The sequence below is a fragment of the Mesorhizobium sp. M1066 genome (genome assembly GCF_040318635.1).
Lineage (GTDB): Bacteria > Pseudomonadota > Alphaproteobacteria > Rhizobiales > Rhizobiaceae > Mesorhizobium.
On the sequence record NZ_JAMYMR010000044.1, the window covers coordinates 14,585 to 31,774 of the forward strand.

General features: G+C 60.7%; 11 protein-coding genes. 1 reads left to right on the plus strand and 10 read right to left on the minus strand.

The features are described 5' to 3' along the window. Positions 1 to 4: 4 nt before the first annotated feature. From NKH52_RS30810 to NKH52_RS30825, 4 genes are all read right to left on the minus strand, one after another. The gene (locus NKH52_RS30810; RefSeq protein ID WP_352735657.1) at positions 5 to 3,301 is read right to left on the minus strand and encodes an adenylate/guanylate cyclase domain-containing protein; all 3,297 of its coding nucleotides are present in this window, start codon (positions 3,299 to 3,301) and stop codon (positions 5 to 7) included. Positions 3,302 to 3,989: 688 nt separating this feature from the next. Continuing rightward, positions 3,990 to 5,333 carry a hypothetical protein gene (locus tag NKH52_RS30815; protein WP_352968308.1) on the minus strand — a complete coding sequence of 448 codons (1,344 nt, stop codon included), beginning with the start codon at positions 5,331 to 5,333 and terminating at the stop codon, positions 3,990 to 3,992. A gap of 35 nt (positions 5,334 to 5,368) precedes the next feature. Then, a complete protein-coding gene (locus NKH52_RS30820; RefSeq protein WP_352735659.1) occupies positions 5,369 to 5,893 on the minus strand; it encodes a GNAT family N-acetyltransferase in 525 nt (174 codons plus the stop codon). Between the two features lie 45 nt (positions 5,894 to 5,938). Next, a complete protein-coding gene (locus tag NKH52_RS30825; protein WP_352735660.1) occupies positions 5,939 to 6,766 on the minus strand; it encodes a hypothetical protein in 828 nt (275 codons plus the stop codon). A gap of 30 nt (positions 6,767 to 6,796) precedes the next feature. Between NKH52_RS30825 and NKH52_RS30830 the strand changes: the two genes are divergently transcribed. Further along, positions 6,797 to 8,212 carry an adenylate/guanylate cyclase domain-containing protein gene (locus NKH52_RS30830; RefSeq protein WP_352735661.1) on the plus strand — a complete coding sequence of 472 codons (1,416 nt, stop codon included), beginning with the start codon at positions 6,797 to 6,799 and terminating at the stop codon, positions 8,210 to 8,212. Between the two features lie 126 nt (positions 8,213 to 8,338). Here the strand turns inward: NKH52_RS30830 and NKH52_RS30835 are convergent, their stop codons facing one another. From NKH52_RS30835 to NKH52_RS30860, 6 genes are all read right to left on the minus strand, one after another. Continuing rightward, the gene (locus tag NKH52_RS30835; protein WP_023809557.1) at positions 8,339 to 8,818 is read right to left on the minus strand and encodes a class I SAM-dependent methyltransferase; all 480 of its coding nucleotides are present in this window, start codon (positions 8,816 to 8,818) and stop codon (positions 8,339 to 8,341) included. A 210-nt stretch (positions 8,819 to 9,028) separates the two neighbouring features. Further along, a complete protein-coding gene (locus NKH52_RS30840; RefSeq protein ID WP_352735662.1) occupies positions 9,029 to 10,210 on the minus strand; it encodes an ABC transporter permease in 1,182 nt (393 codons plus the stop codon). Further along, positions 10,207 to 11,205, minus strand: coding sequence for an ABC transporter permease (locus NKH52_RS30845; protein ID WP_352735663.1), 999 nt, complete (start codon positions 11,203 to 11,205; stop codon positions 10,207 to 10,209). The genes NKH52_RS30840 and NKH52_RS30845 overlap by 4 nt, the downstream gene beginning before the upstream one ends. A gap of 2 nt (positions 11,206 to 11,207) precedes the next feature. After that, positions 11,208 to 13,106, minus strand: coding sequence for an ABC transporter substrate-binding protein (locus NKH52_RS30850; RefSeq protein WP_352735664.1), 1,899 nt, complete (start codon positions 13,104 to 13,106; stop codon positions 11,208 to 11,210). Further along, positions 13,103 to 14,998, minus strand: a complete 1,896-nt coding sequence (locus NKH52_RS30855) for an ABC transporter ATP-binding protein (RefSeq protein ID WP_352735665.1) — start codon at positions 14,996 to 14,998, stop codon at positions 13,103 to 13,105. The genes NKH52_RS30850 and NKH52_RS30855 overlap by 4 nt, the downstream gene beginning before the upstream one ends. A 156-nt stretch (positions 14,999 to 15,154) precedes the next feature. Beyond that, positions 15,155 to 16,489 carry an adenylate/guanylate cyclase domain-containing protein gene (locus tag NKH52_RS30860; protein WP_352735666.1) on the minus strand — a complete coding sequence of 445 codons (1,335 nt, stop codon included), beginning with the start codon at positions 16,487 to 16,489 and terminating at the stop codon, positions 15,155 to 15,157. Positions 16,490 to 17,190 lie beyond the last annotated feature (701 nt).

The window sequence follows — 17,190 nt, forward strand, 5'->3', positions numbered from 1 at the left end:
CCGGCTAGTCGAGAAAAGGCAGCACCACAAGCGCTTCCGGGTCGAGCCCGTGCTGGGCGCATATACCCTGCGCCAGGGAAAAGTAGCGTTCGGCCTCGGCCAGATTGTCGAGGTCCAGATTAAGCGTTGCGAGACCATCATAACACGGAAAGAGCAGTTGGGGCTCGCCCATTTCGCGGGCGACGTCCAGTGCTTCGTGGAACAGGCCAACCGCCAGTTCCGGACGACCGTTGCACTGGTGGATCTGCCCAAGCACGATCAACGGCACCGGCAGGTGCTCGCGCTGGTCGAGCGCCCGGTCGATCTCGATAGCCTTCTCGGCGGCAGGCACGCCCTCCGTTGGACAGCGATCCGTGAAAGTACAACAAGCGACCGCCAGATTGGCGAGGAGGCGGGCCTGGAAACCCAGATCAACAATATGGCGCGCCACGTCCAGACCGCGCCGACAGACCTCCATCGCCTTTGCCGGATCGATAGTCGTGTAAAGCACGCCGAGATTGGTGTAGCCGCGGCAGGCCGCACCCAGCAGACCGGCGGCTTCGGCCAATTCAATGCTGCGCTCGACCTGGCCAACGGCTTCACGGTTTCGTCCGAGGCGAGCCAGCGCAACAGCCTTGGTATTAAGTGCCTCGGCGGTCACAAGAGTGGCATCGCGTCCTACGTCGGAAACATGCTCCGTCGTCAAAGTGCGTACACAATCCAGCGCCGCGTCCGCCCATTTTGTCGCGAGGGAGTGATCTCCGCTCCGGAACGCCTGTCGGCCACGTTCTTGCCAGAGATGCGCCTGCTCGATCGGGGCATCCGCTCCATCGAGGAGCGCTGCCGCTTCAGCATAGCGGGATTCTGCGTTGTCCCGCTTGCCGACGTCCCAGAGCAGCCGACCGACCTTACGCAAAACTCGCGCCGAAGCGACACGATCCGCCGACTCGCGGTATGCCAGCAACACCGCCTCGTAGTGGTGGTGCGCGACTTGGCGGCGGCCTGCCGGGCCGCTCAGATCGGCAATGCGCTCTGCAATTGCCAGTTTGAGCGGTGTTTGCCCGATCGCACCCACCGCAGTCAGTGCTCGCTCATAGAAACGAAGGGCGTCGTCGTTGGCGTATATCATGCGGGCGCGATCACCCGCCGCCTGCAGGTAATGCGCGCCCCTCTCCCGCTCGGCGCTCTGTGCGAAATGATGACCGAGCACGGCCAAATCCTCGAGCCGTTCCGGCCTGTCGCCGCACAGTTGCTCCAAGGCAGCACCGACCCGCCCGTGAATGTCGGTCCGGCGTTGCACGAGCAGATTCTGGTAGATCACGTCCTGCAGCAATGTTTGAGTAAAGCGGTAGCTTTGCGACGAGCCCGAGCCAGATCCGGCAACTTCCTCGATGATTTCCGCATCGCAAAGCAGTTCGCAGCCGGCTTCTAGCCGGCCGGGGTCGGATGTAACGGTTTTCAGAAGGGGGGCATCGAAGCGCGGGCCGATTACCGCGGCTTCCTGGGCCAACCGGCGCAACTCTTGGGGCAACCGGTCGACCCGAGCAAGCAACATTGCCTGGATCGTGGCGGGAATGCCGGTTGCGACTTCGCCTGCCACAGTCCGCCATCGCTGGCCCTCTCGCATCAATACACCGCGATCGATAAGGCCGCGAACGATCTCCTCTAAAAAAAGCGGGTTGCCGCCCGCGCGCTCGAGGATCTGGCCGAGAAGCCCTCCTGCGGAGCTTACCCAGCTCTCGCCGAAAAGCGCCGCCAGCAGACTGCGTCCGTCATCATTGTTGAGCGGCGAAAGCCTGAGCGCCGTGTGACTGACCCGATTTGAATCGAGTTGGTCGTTGTCCAGCGCTGGACGATGCGTGACCAGCAACATCAACCGTGTGCGTTCCAACCTGTCCATCACGAAACGCAGTGCCTCAATTGACACGGCGTCGGCCCAGTGCAGGTCTTCCACGACAATCAACAGCGGCGACAACGCAAGCCGCCGTTCGATGATTGTGCGGACTGCGTAAAGAATTTGCCGCCGCAGCTGCTCGGGTTCGATATGCTGCAAGGTGGCATCGGGGTCGCCAAGGCCAAGCACATGGTAAAGCAAAGGCATCAGTCGCTTCGCCTCCTCGCCCTGCAGGCCGAGATCGGTAAGCAAGGCTGCGAGCTTCCCCCTTATTTCATCCCCATTGTCGTTCTGCATCATCCCCGCAGCGCTGCGCACAACTGCGTCCAAGGCGCCAAATGATTGTTCGCCCAGCGGTGAGCACGCGGCCTGCCGCACGGCGACGTTGCGAAAACGATCCTCGTCGCCGACGCGGGCGACGAACTCCTTCACGAGCCGCGACTTCCCGATACCGGCCTCTCCGACGAGGCGGACAAGTTGGGCCGAGCCGCCGCACGCTTGGTCAAGGCTCGCCAACATTCTATGAAGCTCCGCACCGCGACCTATCATCGGCGCGCTGAGGCCGAGCGCCTCCAGCCCACGTGCTGCACGCGGGGCCGCAAGCGGTGCATCCAGTCGATGGACGAGCACGCTGCCGGCCTTGCCGCGAAGCACGACATCGCCCAGCGACTCGTAAGAGAAGGCATGCCGGGTCAGCCTGTGAGTGAGTTCGCCTACCAGCACCTCACCCGGTGCGGCCAGAGATTGCAGGCGCTGCGCCGTATTCACGGTGTCGCCGGTCACCGAATAGGATTTGGCGGTGCCGATGCCCAATCCGCCAGTAACAACCGGACCGGTGTTTATGCCGATGTGGAGTAACAGAGGCGAGCCGGAGTGGGGGGTGCTTTCACCGAGCCGCGCCGTCCGGGCAATCATGTCGAGAGCGGCGCGAAGCGCACGTTCCGGATCGTCTTCATACGCCACCGGCGCACCGAACAAAGCGAGCAGCGCATCGCCGATGAATTTGTCTACGAAACCGCCAAAGTTTCGCACGGCCGCCGTCAATTCCTTGAACAGCGCGTTCTGCAGAGCTTGCATCACCTCGGGGTCGAGCTGTTCGCTGAGTGTCGTGAAGCCGCAAAGGTCGGCGAACAGGACCGTTACCGTCCGGCGATCGGCGTCAGAGACGGGATGCAGCCCATAGCTTTCGATGTTCGGAGGCAGCGACGGGATTCGAGAAGGCGGCACGATGGTCGCGCTTGGTTCCGGAACAGGCCGTTCGGCGGCTTTTGCGGACGCACCAAGGCGTGCCCCACATTTCGGACAGAACTCGAAATCAGGTGCGCAGGGGTAGCCGCAGCTGGCGCATGGCACAGGCTGGCGCCTGCCACACTTCGGACAGAAGGCGTAACCGCCCTCAATCTCGAAACCGCAGCCCGAGCAGTCCATGGAAACCTCACCCGAGCATGATGCCGAAAAGTTTGAAGCGATTTTCGGACCACATCATGCTCTGTCTCTTTGACCTAGAGATGGATTCAGATTTCAGGTCGATTCGGCCTGCAATCATCCGGCTCTTGGGGCCATGACTCGTGATCTCGCCACGCCCTTCACGGCCAGGGTATTCACAATGATGAACCGATAGCCGTCAACCGGCAAGCGGCAGCGCAAATGGGCATCCGTGGGTCCGGTGGCGGAGCGTTGCCGATTCGGACGGCTGCTTGGCCGTCGTTGCGAAGTTCTCTCTTCGCCCCTCCGTCTTCCTGCTATGGAGATGAGGAGACGGACCTTAAGCGAGAATCGCAGACTAGTCGCAATCCGAGCTGCAGATGTGGTTGGATACAGCCGGTCGCCAGCGCGGACGAAGATTCGCCTCGCGTCTGGAGGGCGTCGCGGCGCCCGGCGCTATCTGCCTGTCCGAGGACGCCTATCGCTAGGTCAAGGCGAGGCTCGACCTCTCGGTCAGCGATCTCGGCACGCGCGGGCGGCATGGCAGGAACTGCTCGCGTCAATCCTGACTATTCGCTGGAATACCGTCGCAAAGTCTTGCCTTACAAGACACCCTGCCGATTTCGAACTCATGATCGACGGGCTCCGCAAGGCGGAATAGTGCAATGACAAATGAGGGCATGCGGCCGGATCAGATGCTAAAGGCCCGGCCGATCTTTCGCCATCGGGCGTTTTCGCGAACCAGTTTCAGGTCTTCGGTCATCTCGGCAAATGTCCGCAAGCGATATTGCCGAAGCAGGTCCGGGAAGAGCGCCCCTGCCGGCAGGCCGGCAAGCTGCTCGCGGACCGAGCTCTTTTCATCGATGACCTGCATGCCCCAGGCATTTTCCCGGACCTGCAGCTCCGCAGCCAGATCGCGCTCTTCCGGCGCATCTTCATCCAGCGCAGCCAGCAGGATCGAGTGGAAGAGCGCTACATAGCCAATCTGTCTCAGGCCGCCCACAACTCGTACACGCGGCAATATGGCAAGAACGAGGAATGTCAGGAACAAGTTCGGCAGCAGCACGCCGTCCAGCAGCGCCTGCTTGAGATGCGCCCTCTCGAACGGGATGGAAAGACCATTCTGCCTTTCAGGCTCGATCAGGTGCCCGTTATCGAGAACAAGCTTGCGCACGCGCTCCTCGCGAATGCCCCAGAAGTAGGCCGTGGCATTGGGCAGGAATCTGCCAAATGGGCCCGATTCGGTCTCTTGCAGGGTACGTTCGAGACGCTGACGCCTTGCGGGCTCAAGGAGCAGCTTGGAAAGAAGGCTGCCGTCATGGTCCAGATGCCGCGCCACGACGGAAGCCGCGAGCCGGTCATCGATGAACACCGGCCGAGCCATGCCGGAACGATCCCAATCGGCGACCAGATCCTCGTTGAGCGCTGTCAGTGCATCGGCGGCGGTTCCAAACACCTTGTCCTGGCTGGCGAGCAGTGTGCCCAGCCAGCGGCTGGCATCCGTTTCGTCGCCCACCGCTTCGAGCGCACGTTTGTTGAGGGTGACGGGACCGGCCGCGCAGGCGCTTTTGCGGCACAGTTTGTGGCGCCCCATGCCAAACAGGTTGACCTTGTCGTCGCCGACATCGAGCCATCCCGGCCCCTCCCGGCCAACTGTCTCCATGGTCATCGTCGTTCCCATGAAGCCGACGAAGGCCGACAGCCCGTTTTCGACCGCGCCGAGCCAGGCAAACAGGAGGGCATCGAAGGTGATCCGGTCCATCAGAAGCAGGCAGTGCAGGCCGGACTGAATCACGGGTCTGTGGTCGAATTCTTGGAGGGCCTTGCCGACCTCTTCAGGCTGCATGATCAAACCAAGGCGCTGATGCAGGATATCAAGCAGGATCGAGCGGGCAGCGATCGCCGGACCCGATGCAGGCCTTGCTACCGGCCGCCACAGATGGCGGGCGTATTCGGAAACCGGTGCATTCCAGTTCTGCTCGATGTCACGCACGACTTCCGGACAGAGCCGTGACAGCACTGCCAGAAGTTCCACCGGGGGCTTAAGGGTTGGATCAAAGACCGTGGTCATCAAAACCGCAGCCGGGCCATGCTCAGGAGGTCGTGGTACCGCCCTTCGGTAAAGCCGGCCTTCACATGCCGGCCTTCGACCTCGAAGCCGTGGCTTGTGTAGAGGCGGATGGCCGGTTCATTGTCGGCATAGACGGTCAATTCGACTCGCTTTAGGGCGCGCCAGTTGTCGGCCACGTCAAGCAGCGCGCCAAGTATGGCAGAGCCGATACCCTTGCCGACAAAGCCATCGTCAAGGCCGATATTGATCTCGCCGATATGCGAACGGCGCGGCGAACCCTGCACGACCAGGCTGCCATGGCCGACGACCTTGCCGTCCAGCTCGGCAACGATCCAGGTGGTTTCCTGGCCGGACTTGGCGATACGCCGTTCTACCTGCTCCACCATCTCGAATGGCATCCTGAGCGTGCCCCAGCGGAAGCCCGGCATGTTGAAGATGGCGCAAAGCGCCTCCGCATCGCTTGGCCGAATGGCCCGGAGCTGCGGCTGGATTTTCTCTGGGAATGGCGAGGTCGTGCTGGTCATGGCTTTCCCGGCGAAGGCAATCGGCCCGGCACGATGCACCGGACGTCACCTGAAAATCCAGCCATCTCCGCATCCTATGATGCCGATTGCGCGCTGAAGTACCGGGAGACGGCGTAGAGGGCGAGCCAGCACAATGTCCCCGTCGCCGTCCAGTCGATCCGGTGCATCGCGGTGTCGCCATGGCCAGAAGCCGCCGAATGTCAGGGGAAACAGCAGCAGACCGACGCCATAGAGCCCGAGGATCGCCATTTCCATCGACATGTAGCCCCGCCATGCAGAGTTTAAGGTCACGCCCTTTGCGGAAGGACGAGCCCTGGCCCGCCACAAGAACAGCCCGGATACCGCGACCGAAGCAAGATAGACCAAAAACCAGAGCCAGGGCGCTTTCCGCTCGAAGTTGAAGTAGCCGAGATTGATGAACGAAGCCGCCGAAACGATGACGGTGAAGATGAAGGCCATGACAAGCACGAGCCTGCCTGGCGACCAGCGATTCCAGACCAGCAGCGCCGCCATGACGACCATTTCGGCGGTGTAGAAGCCGCCGAGGAAGCGGGCGTTGAACGGCGTGACGGCCCAGGGCCAGCGCGGCTTGACCAGCGCAGGCGCGAAAAAAGGCCGGCGCCGACGATCCGGACGATGATGACCCCCGCAGAGAAAGCCGCAAGGCCGCGGGAAATGGCGGGTTGTCGGGTGTCGGCGCGGGAGAAAGTCCCAAAGATGAATACTCCATGGACCCACCATAGCGCCGCTTGTGATCGGTGAAAATCCCGACGGAATTGACACGTCGGCGGGCTTTTCCATTCGAATGGCTGTACGCTCCGTTTCGAAGTAAGATGGAGCGCTCGGAACGAAGACCGGTTCCGGCCAACCCACCTCGGGGGCGCATTTTCCGGAGCCTGCACGATGACCGAAACTCAGGATCTGTTCTCGCTTTTGGGGCAATCGACCGATGTCGATCCCCAGGCAATCGACGCGATTCGGCGGACCATCGCGGAAGGCAAGGATCATGAACTTTGCCGCATCAATGTGCCGGCTTTCGCCAGCAAGCATGGCCTCGACGAGGAACGCGCCATAAGCGCCTTCCTCCATGCGGCGCGGGTGGCCATCTTCGATATTTCCTGGAATGTTCTGTGCCCCGGCTGTGGCGGCGTGCTCGACACCAACGCTACGCTGAAAACCCTGCAGAGGGACGAATACACCTGCGCGCTATGTTCCGAAGGCTATTCGCCGACCCTCGATGAAATGGTCGAGGTGACATTCACCGTGAGTTCCCGCGTGCGCAGGATTGCCGCCCACAATCCACACGAACTGCCGTTGGTGGAATATTTTCGCCAGATCTACTGGGGATCCGGCGTCGATCTGCCGGAAGAGGATCTGGCGAAAAACATAGAAGCGTTCTCGCTGGCGGATATCGAGCTGGCGCCGGGTGAAAAGGCCGTTCTGCCCATACAGCTTCCGTCCGAATTCATCATCGTCTTCGAGCCGGTTACCCATTCAGCGCAGTTCATCGACGCGAAGGGCGAACCAACAAAAGAGCGGCGAAGCCTGTCGTTGGCTTTCGATCGCGACCATGTCCAGAACCAGACACTGGAAATGCAACCCGGTCCGCTGCGTATTTCGCTGGAAAACAGGACCGACACCCGGGTGCTGCCGGCAGTCTTCATCGCCGGCGAGGCATTGCATAATCTCCTGGGCAAACGCCGGCCTTTTCTGACCGCCAAGCGCCTGCTCACCAACCAGACATTCCGCGACCTCTATCGTACGGATACGCTCGACATCAACCAGCGCCTGAAGATCACCAGCCTCACCTTCCTGTTCACCGACCTGCGCGGATCGACCGCGCTTTACGAGCGGGTGGGCGACCTTTCAGCCTTCGATCTCGTGCGCGTGCATTTCCAAGTTCTGCACGAGATCGTCGCGGCGGAGGCAGGCGCGGTGGTGAAGACCATCGGTGATGCGGTGATGGCGACATTCGCGACGCCTGATCGCGCGATGGCTGCGGCCCTCAGGATGCGTGATGCCATGCGTGCGCTTAATGACAGAAGCGGGCGCGAGGATCTGCTGCTCAAGATCGGTGTGCATGCCGGCCCCTGCATCGCCGTGTCCATGAACGAGCGACAGGACTATTTCGGCCAGACGGTCAACATTGCTTCACGGGTCCAGAACCTGGCCAACGCACAGGCTATCTTCGCCACCCGCGCGGTGGTCGACGACAATCTCACCGCCGATCTGTTGCGCAGGAACGCTCTGACGCCCGTGCCTCACGAGGTCTCGCTGCGCGGCATCGAGCGGGAGATAGCGGTGTATACAATCCCCTGAGCAATTGGGCCGTCCAGAGCAATTCCAGGGAAGTGTAAACGTTTTTTCGGGAAAAGCGCGTAGCACTTTCCCTTGGAATTGCGGTAGAGCAGCGTTTGCGTGAAAAGATGAGGCGCTCTCGGCCGCTCACACGCGCTTGCAGAGGAAATAACGATCGGCGGGCTCTGAAGTCGGCGCCGGGAGGCGTTGCAGCAGCGGGTGATCGAGCGGCGTGCCACTGACCGCAAAGCCGCCGACGCGGAGAAGGCTCGCAATCAGATCGGGAAGCCAGGTAGCAGTCACTGCATCCCGATCGTCATAGCCGGTGCCGATGTCGGCATGAACAAGGGCGGCTTCGATGCCAATGAACTTGCGGGCCGTCTCGCGAATTTCGCCGAGCACGAGGTTTTCGGCTTCGGGAATTGAGCTGGCATGTGCGCCGACTTCGCGGTCGAACACCACGATCCGGCGCCCGGGCAGGCGCTCGCGCAGATGGTGGAACGTCCGACCGTTGCCGAGGCCGAGCTCGAGTACAAGCCCCTCCATCTTCGCCACCTCGACGCAGACTTGGTCGAGAATGTCGCGCTGTGCGGTCATCCTGCTGATGAAATTCTCGAGGCGACTCATATGCTTTTGTGTGTCCTGAACCAGCTCAAGAGATCGTCAATGCCGCCGACAAGAACTGTTCACGGGTGAATCCCGAAGGCGTAGTGCTAAACTCGATCACGTCTCGGCACATATAGAGGTGGGCGATGAACACTGCAACAACCGTACAGGCAGCCGGCAAGGATCATACCGGATGGAATAGGCGGCACGGCGCGCGGCAAAATAACGACCTCACTTGTAGGGATCTGCGGCGTCCCGCAAGCCGTCACCGAGGAAGTTAAACGCCATGATGACGAGAATGACGGGGAGCATCGGCAGGAGAAGCCATGGATAGAACGCGATCACGCTGACGCTGCGCGCCTCGGTGAGCAGGATGCCCCAGCTGGTTATCGGCGCCCTCAGGCCGAGCCCGAGGAAGCTCAGCGCCGTCTCGCCCAGGATCATGCCGGGTATGGAGAGCGTCGCCGTCGCGATCAGATGCGACATGAAGCCGGGAATGAGATGCCGCCTAATGATGCGGCTGCTTCCGGCGCCCATCAACTGCGCGGCGAGAACGTAATCTTCCTCGCGCAAGGCCAGAAGCTTTGAACGCACGGCCCGCGCCAGTCCGGTCCAGTCGAGCACTCCGAGGATGACGGTGATGCCGAAATAGATCAGGATCGGACTCCAGGTTATCGGCATGATCGCCGCCAGGGCCAACCATAGCGGAATGCTGGGAATCGATTGCAGAACTTCGATTATCCGTTGAACGATCAAGTCGAAGATGCCGCCGTGATAACCGGCCAGTCCGCCGATGATGATGCCGAGCAGGAAGCTGAAACTGATTCCGACGAGGCCGATTGTCAGCGAAATGCGTGCGCCATAGATCATGCGCGAGAGCACGTCGCGCCCCAGCCTGTCGGTGCCGGCCAGGAAGAGCTGGCCGTTTTCGGCAGGACAGACAAAATGCCTGTTCCCTTCGAGCAGGCCCCAGAACCGGTACCTATCGCCCTTGCAGAAGAAACGGAGCCGCTGAACATCGTCCTGGTTGTCGATGTAGTTCCGCTTGAGCGTGTCCATGTCCAGCGTCATCTGGCGGCCATAGACGAACGGCCCGACGAACTGGCCGTTGTGGAACAGGTGCACCTGCTGCGGCGGCGAATAGATGTAGTCCATGTTGCGTGTGTGCAGATTGTAGGGCGCCAGGAACTCGCAGATAAGTATCCCGAAATAAAGCACTACCAGGAATATGCCGGATACAAGGGCAAGCCGGTGCATGCGGAATTTCCACCACATCAGCCGCAACTGCGACGCCTGAAAGACCTTCGACTGCTCCACCGTCATCGCCTCAACCGACTGCAGGTCAAAGGGCGCGCTGGAAACATAGTGTTCTAGTGGAGCACCTGGAGCGGGGAGCGGCGAATCCGTCTTCATTTGGTGCTGCCGCCCTGCAAACGAATTCGTGGATCCAGCAGCGCCAGCGCCAGGTCGGAAATCAGGACCCCGATGACTGTCAGGAAGGCGAGGAACATCAGGAACGACCCCGCCAGATACATGTCCTGGCTTTGCAACGCCTTGATCAGCATCGGCCCGGTCGTTTCCAAAGACAGCACGATGGCGGTGATTTCGGCGCCGGAGATGATGGCCGGCAGGATGGAGCCGATGTCGGAAATGAAGAAATTGAGCGCCATGCGCAGCGGATATTTGATCAGCGCCCTGAACGGATGAAGACCTTTGGCGCGCGCGGTCACCACATATTGCTTGTGTAGCTCATCCAGCAGATTGGCGCGCAGCCGCCGGATCATGCTTGCCGTGCCGCCGGTGCCGATGATCAAGACCGGGATCCAGAGATGGGAGAGTATCGACTTCGCCTTGGCCCAGCTCATCGGCTCGCTGAGATATTGCGGGTCCATGAGATGGCCGATGGACGTGCCGAACCAGATGTTGGCGAAATACATCAGGATCAGCGCCAGCATGAAGTTCGGAATGGCAAGGCCCAGGAGGCCAAAAAAGGTCAGGCCGTAATCGCCCCAACTGTATTGATGCGTCGCGGAGTACATGCCGATCGGAAAGGCGATGAGCCAAGTGAAGATGATCGTGACGAAGGAAACCAGCACAGTCAGCCACATTCGGTCCCCGACGACGTCGCGAACCGGCAACTCATACTCGAAGGAATAGCCGAAATCGCCGTGCAGCATCCCGCCGACCCAATAGAAGTAGCGAATGATCGGAGGCTTGTCGAAACCATATTCCTTGCGCATCATCTCGATGCGATCGGAATCCACCCCTTCGCCCTGTGCCCGAAGCTCGGCGACATAGCTGTCGAAATAGTCGCCGGGGGGAAGTTCGATGATCGTGAACACCAGCGCTGATATCACCAGCAGCGTTGGAACCATCACAGTAATGCGCCAGACAATATATCGAAGCACGCTCAGGACTCTCCAAGCCAGAATGTATCCGGCATGTAGACACCGAAATAGGCGGTCGGATCGTAGCCGAAGAGCGCCTTGTCAGGCAGATTGCGCAGCCGTGAGGACACCAGAATCGGCTGATGCGTTCCGTTCACGGTCCCGATCGAAAACACCTGATCGGTGTAGATCGACAGCATCGAATTCCAGATTTCGGCGCGCTCTGTCGCTTCGGTCGATGCGTTCCAGCGCTTGAGCAAAACCATTAACTCGATCACTGCAGGAAGATCGGGCGCCTCGCCCATCTTGCCATGAGACAAGTAGTGAGCACCCCAGAGCGGCCATTGCAGCTGATCGTCGATGGTGGGGGCCAACTGACTCGGGTTCATGTCGGCGGTCGGCACGCCATTGTCGATGCCCGACCACATCGACATCATGATCTGGCCGCCAAGCGCGCGGCTGCGGAAGATGTCGCGCTGCGAAGTCCGGATGAACAGGGCGATGCCGATCTTTCGCCAGTGATCGGTGATGAGTTCGAGCGCGTCGGTTTCCAGCGTGCTTTCGCCGGCGGTTTCCACGATGATCTGGGCAGAGCGTCCATCGGGAAGTATCCGCAGACCGTCATCGTCACGTGCCAGAAGCCCGACCTCGTCGAGCAGCGCGTTGGCCTGGTCGGGATCATGGGCAACCCAAGCTTTAGCGAATTCCGGCCGGTAGAGCGGGCTCTCGGACAAGACCGTATCGGCGCTTTCCTGCGCCAATCCGTAGAACACGGCCATATTGATCTCGCGCCTGTCCACGGCGAGCGAAAGTGCGCGGCGCACGCGCACGTCACGCAGAAGGCCACGCCACACCTGGTCGGCGCAATTCAGATTCGGCAGCAGCGCCAGCCGAGAACCCTGTGTGCGTTTCCACAGGTGCATCTTCACCGGATAGCGCTTTTCCGCGTCCTTCAGGAAGGAGTAATCGCTGAAGTCAATTCCCATGCATTGAAGATCGCTCTCGCCCGCCCCGGTCTTGGCGGAGATGATCGCCGATGAGCTGACATTCATGATGATCCGGTCAACATAGGGCAGTTGCCGGCCGTTCTCGTCTACTCGATGAAAGAACGGGTTGCGCTCGAAGATGAATTGCTCGGCCGGCGGCTTGGTCCGGTTCTGCCAGGGGTCGAGCGTCGGCAGTTCCGGGTTCTCCGGGCGATACTGCCGCGACATACGGATATGCAGGAGCGTCCATTTCTGGGTCCGGTTCTCCTTCATCAGGCCGGCGAGCCGGAATGGATCCTGATATTTCTTGTGGAATTGCTTGAGATAGGCGGCCGGCAGGACAAGCGATAGCGGCGAAGCGGCAGCGAGCTTGGGCAGGAAGTCTGGATTAGGCGCATCCCAACTATAGCGCACCGTCAACGGATCGACGATCTCGAAGCGTGGCGGCTTGCCGTCCGCCAGCAGGGTCGGGGCGAGCCCGCCTTGCGAAAGCTCGTCGTTCAGCCAGACATCTTCCCAACAATAGCGAAAATCCTCCGGCGTCAGCAGGCTGCCGTCAGACCATTTGTGCCCTTCCCGTATCTTGAAGGTGAAGACGCGATCATCCGCTACGTCGAAACGTTCGAGAATGTCGGGTTGCATGTTGAGCTTTTCGTCATAACCGACCAGGCGAGAATACCCGTAGATCGTCATCATCCGGATATCTTTTTGGCTGCCGATGATCGTACGCAGCGTGCCGCCATATTGGCCCGGCTGCCGGCCCATCGTGGCGAGATTCAAGGCGCGCGGGCTCTTGGGCAGGCGCTCGGTGAGTGCCGGCAGCGCCCTGGCTGTCAGCTGCGGCCGAAGAAATTCCGGCTCCAGGTCGCCAGCGCGCGACGTGCCCGGCAGGAGTGCCGAAGCCATCAGGCCAAGGACGGTGCGACGGCTGATCAATGGCGTAACTCGCTGACATCGGCCGAACGTCGGGCCAGCACGAGGTGGCCGCCGCCAAGATCGAGCGGCGCCAGGACATCCTCGTCGCCTTCTTCGCGGAATTGCGGTCCCCATGCGCTGGTGTCGGAAGCGCCGCCGAGCTTCAGCGTCTTGAAATCCATCGGCCGGTCGAGATCGGGGAAGGGTACCGCGGCAAGCAGTGAGCGCGTGTAGGGGTGGATCGGTTTCCTGAGCAGAATTTCGCGCGGCGCAAGCTCGACGATACGCCCGCCGCACATCACCGCGATGCGGTCCGCCATGTAGTCCACCACCGCCAAATTGTGGGATATGAACAGGTAGGTCAGGCCCAGTTCCTTCTGCAGGTCCTTCAGAAGGTTCAGGATCTGCGCCTGGACAGAGACGTCAAGCGCCGAAACCGGCTCGTCGCAGATCAGGAGTTCAGGCCCCAGCGCCAATGCGCGCGCGATGCCGATGCGCTGACGCTGCCCGCCGGAGAAACTGTGCGGATAACGCTTGATGAAGCGCGGATCGAGCCCGATTGCCTGCATCAGGCTCTTGACCGTGGCGAGCCGGGACGCGGTATTGCCACGCTCATGGATTTCCAGCGGCTCGCTCAAGATGTTCTCCACCGTCATGCGAGGTGAAAGCGACGAAACTGGGTCCTGGAAGACCATCTGGATTTTCGCGCGCAACATGCGCAGGGCATCTCCCTCTGCGCCCAGGACGTCGGTCGGTCCATCGCGGCCGTTGAAGATCACAGAACCGCCGCTGGGGGTGATGGCCCGCATGAGGATCTTGCTGACGGTTGTTTTGCCACAGCCGCTTTCGCCGACCAAACCCAGACACTCACCCCGCCTGATGTCGAAGCTCACGCCGTCCACCGCGTGAACAGAGGATTGATGACCCCCGCTGAACCATCCGGACTTGCGGGTGGTAAAGGTCTTTGTCAGATTCCTCACCGACAGGAGGATGTCGTCTGGCCCCCTCGATCCCGGGGCAGTCTGCTTGCCGAGCAGGTTCCCGACATTTACCGGTACCTCGCGGAGCGCCTTTAGCCTTTCACCGGGCTTCAGCTCGAAATGCGGAACGGCTGCCATCAGGCCCTTCAGGTAAGGGTGGCCCGGCCGGCGGAATATCGCCTCGACAGGCCCCATTTCCATGATCTCGCCATGGTACATGACCACCACCTCGTCGGCGACATTGGCGACAACGCCGAGGTCGTGCGTGATCAGCAGCATCGCCATGTTCAGCTTGGTCTGAAGCCCGCGCAGCAAATGCAGGATTTGCGCCTGGATGGTGACGTCCAACGCCGTCGTCGGCTCGTCGGCGATCAACAAAGCAGGCCGGCAGATAAGCGCCATGGCAATCATGGCGCGTTGCCGCAATCCTCCCGAAAGTTCAAATGGATACATGTCGTAGGCGCGCTTGGGATTGGGGAAGCCGACAAGGCCGAGCATTTCCTCGGTCCGCGCCTTGCGCTCCGCCCGAGCCATAGGCGTATGAATCTGCAAGGATTCGCTGACCTGGTTGCCGATCGTGTGCAGCGGCGACAGCGATGTCATTGGCTCCTGAAAGATTTTGCCGACGCGGCTGCCTCTCAACGCCCGGATTTCGGTTCCGTCACGCTGCATCTGCAGGATATCCTGCGTCGTTCCGGGCTTTTCAGGATCGGAAAACAGGATACGGCCGCGAACATGTGCTGTGTTCGGCAAAATGCCCATCACTGCCTGGCTGAGAACCGATTTTCCGGAACCGGACTCGCCCACAAGCGCGGTAACCTTGCCGGGCAGGACGCGAAGATTTGCACGCCTGACAGCATGCAACGGTCCCCCGATCATGGCAAAAGAGATGCCAAGATCCTCGATCCGCAGCAGATCAACGCCCGAATTCATTCTCACACCAGCCCCACTCTGGCAGTCTGCCGGGCGGCAGACCCAAAAGCGAGACTAGCGCATTGCCAGCCTAGAGCAACTTGGATTCGAAACGGATTCGGCGACAGAACCGGCGACCGGACTGCACACCAAGGCGCTCGGACCAGATCGTGTCGGTTACTGGAGCTTCCTCCGCTCACTCGCCGACAGCCGCGCGGCATCGCGATGAAGCAGCATGACCTGCTCGGCGTCCGATATCCGGTCGTGAATCGGCGCAGCGTCTTCATCGAGTGCGAGAGCACCCGACAGATCGGGTGAAAGCACCGTCAGCTTCTGCTTGCTGCCCGCCAGTTCCTCCGTGCCGAGCGTCAGCCAACTGTTGGCGCCGCAATAGCTGGCGAAGTCCTTGCTGGCGAGAACGCTGTGCGGATATTTCTTGGTCAGGGTCTGGAGACGCTGGACCTCGTTTACAGCCGAGCCGAAGACAGAGAATGTCAGCCGGTCGGTAAGCCCGACATTGCCGAACATCACATTGCCGACATGCAGGCCGATACCAAACTTTATGTCGCCCAGTCCCTGCTCCTTTCTGCGCCGATTGAGTTCCATCATGCGCGCGCTGGCCTTGTGCGCTGCCGCAAGAGCAGCCTGGCAGGCGATCTCGGACTGCGAACGATGCCTTTCGCAGGGGTAGACGGCGATGAAGCCATCACCCAGGAAACTCATGATCTGCCCGCCTTTGCGATTGAAAGGCGCAGCGATGGCATCGAAAAACTGGTTCAGCGTATCGATGTAGATTTCGCGACCGGAGGTTTCTGCAAGCCTTGTCGACCCGCGCATATCGCCCATGACCAATGCGGCCCGGATTGTGTCACCCTCGCCGCGCTTGATCTGGCCGTCCAGCACACGCCTGCCGGCGTCGCCGCCAAGATAAGTGGTCATCATGTTGTCGGCGAGCTTGGTGAGCACCGCCATCTTGGTGGCGATAGCGAGATAGTTCTGGATCCGCAACAGCGCCGAAATCATGCCGTCGCTGAAGCCAGACGCACTGTCGGTCGACCACGACCCCATCATGCCCTGGCTGGTATCGCCGTTGAAGGGATGCACGAAAGCCATGTAATCGGTGACGCCCATACGCCTGAGGTCGTCGAAAACAGGAAACTCCGACCGCACCGACGGGTCAAGCCGGCGCCGCAGGTGGTCGAGCTTGTTGCTGAGCAGATGGTAGTATGGGCTGGTCAGGAATCTGTCGGAATGAACGCCGTTCTCACTGCGGAAGCCTTCCACTTCCAGGCCCTGGCCGCGAAGCCAGGTAAAGCCAAGCGCGTCATAAAGCGGATGAAGCATCGAAAAGCTCAAATGCACCCGCTTCAGCGGCAGGCCGGCAGCAGCCAGCCGTTCACAAAAGCCCTTTACCAATGTTTCCAGGTCGTTGCCCGCCAGCGCCGATTGGCTCAGCCAGTCGGCAACTTTATCCATGAGAATGGTGGAAATCTCTGCTTGCGCTGTGCTCATGCTATCTCAAACCCGTCGAAGACGAGCCATCTCCTTTGATCCGCCACACAATCGAAGTTACTGAAGCCGGCTTCGACGAAAGCCGGCGAAGAATTTCCTAAATAACTCCTTGCAGGAAGGAAGCAGGCGTAAACAGCATCTATCACCTGGAACCCTATGTGGCGAGGCTTCCGGCGGAGTGCAATCTCGATCCTGACATCGGGCAAAGAATTCGCCGTCTCAGACGTCGTCGGGCCTTCACCACCACTGTCTCTTGGACCAGCCCGAGGCGGCCAAATCATTGCGTGTGTCGACGATCAGAGGAGCGTGATCACCGATCGCCTGATAGTCGATCGTCGTGGTCGGTTGCCACGACGACAGCATCGAATCCGTCGGGGATCCTCTCCGGCTCCCGGTGTGTCGTGTGTCGGAACGCAGATTATGATGGCATCGCAGACGGCTAGTTCGACAAATCCGCAGTGGCGCGGAAGCGCCCGGCCGGCAAGGGCTGTCGACGTCACTGCCTCAAGTAAGATTGGCCGTTGTTCAGGCTCTCGACCTTCCGGGTTTCGATTCCGAAGCCGGAAACCGGGGACCCGGCGCGTGCGATCGCAACCGACAGCGGCAACCCGACATAGCCAGCGCGATCACGCCGAGATGCGCGGCGCGCCTCGAAATCCGGTTCAGAAGACGGTCATATGTCGATCGTGAGGCGTCCAAAA

Coding starts and splice junctions, on each gene's coding strand:
- NKH52_RS30840 (WP_352735662.1), bottom strand. CDS start 10,210: ATGAAGACGGATTCGCCGCTCCCCGCTCCAGGTGCTCCACTAGAACAC.
- NKH52_RS30855 (WP_352735665.1), bottom strand. CDS start 14,998: ATGAATTCGGGCGTTGATCTGCTGCGGATCGAGGATCTTGGCATCTCT.
- NKH52_RS30835 (WP_023809557.1), bottom strand. CDS start 8,818: ATGAGTCGCCTCGAGAATTTCATCAGCAGGATGACCGCACAGCGCGAC.
- NKH52_RS30830 (WP_352735661.1), top strand. CDS start 6,797: ATGACCGAAACTCAGGATCTGTTCTCGCTTTTGGGGCAATCGACCGAT.
- NKH52_RS30860 (WP_352735666.1), bottom strand. CDS start 16,489: ATGAGCACAGCGCAAGCAGAGATTTCCACCATTCTCATGGATAAAGTT.
- NKH52_RS30820 (WP_352735659.1), bottom strand. CDS start 5,893: ATGACCAGCACGACCTCGCCATTCCCAGAGAAAATCCAGCCGCAGCTC.
- NKH52_RS30810 (WP_352735657.1), bottom strand. CDS start 3,301: ATGGACTGCTCGGGCTGCGGTTTCGAGATTGAGGGCGGTTACGCCTTC.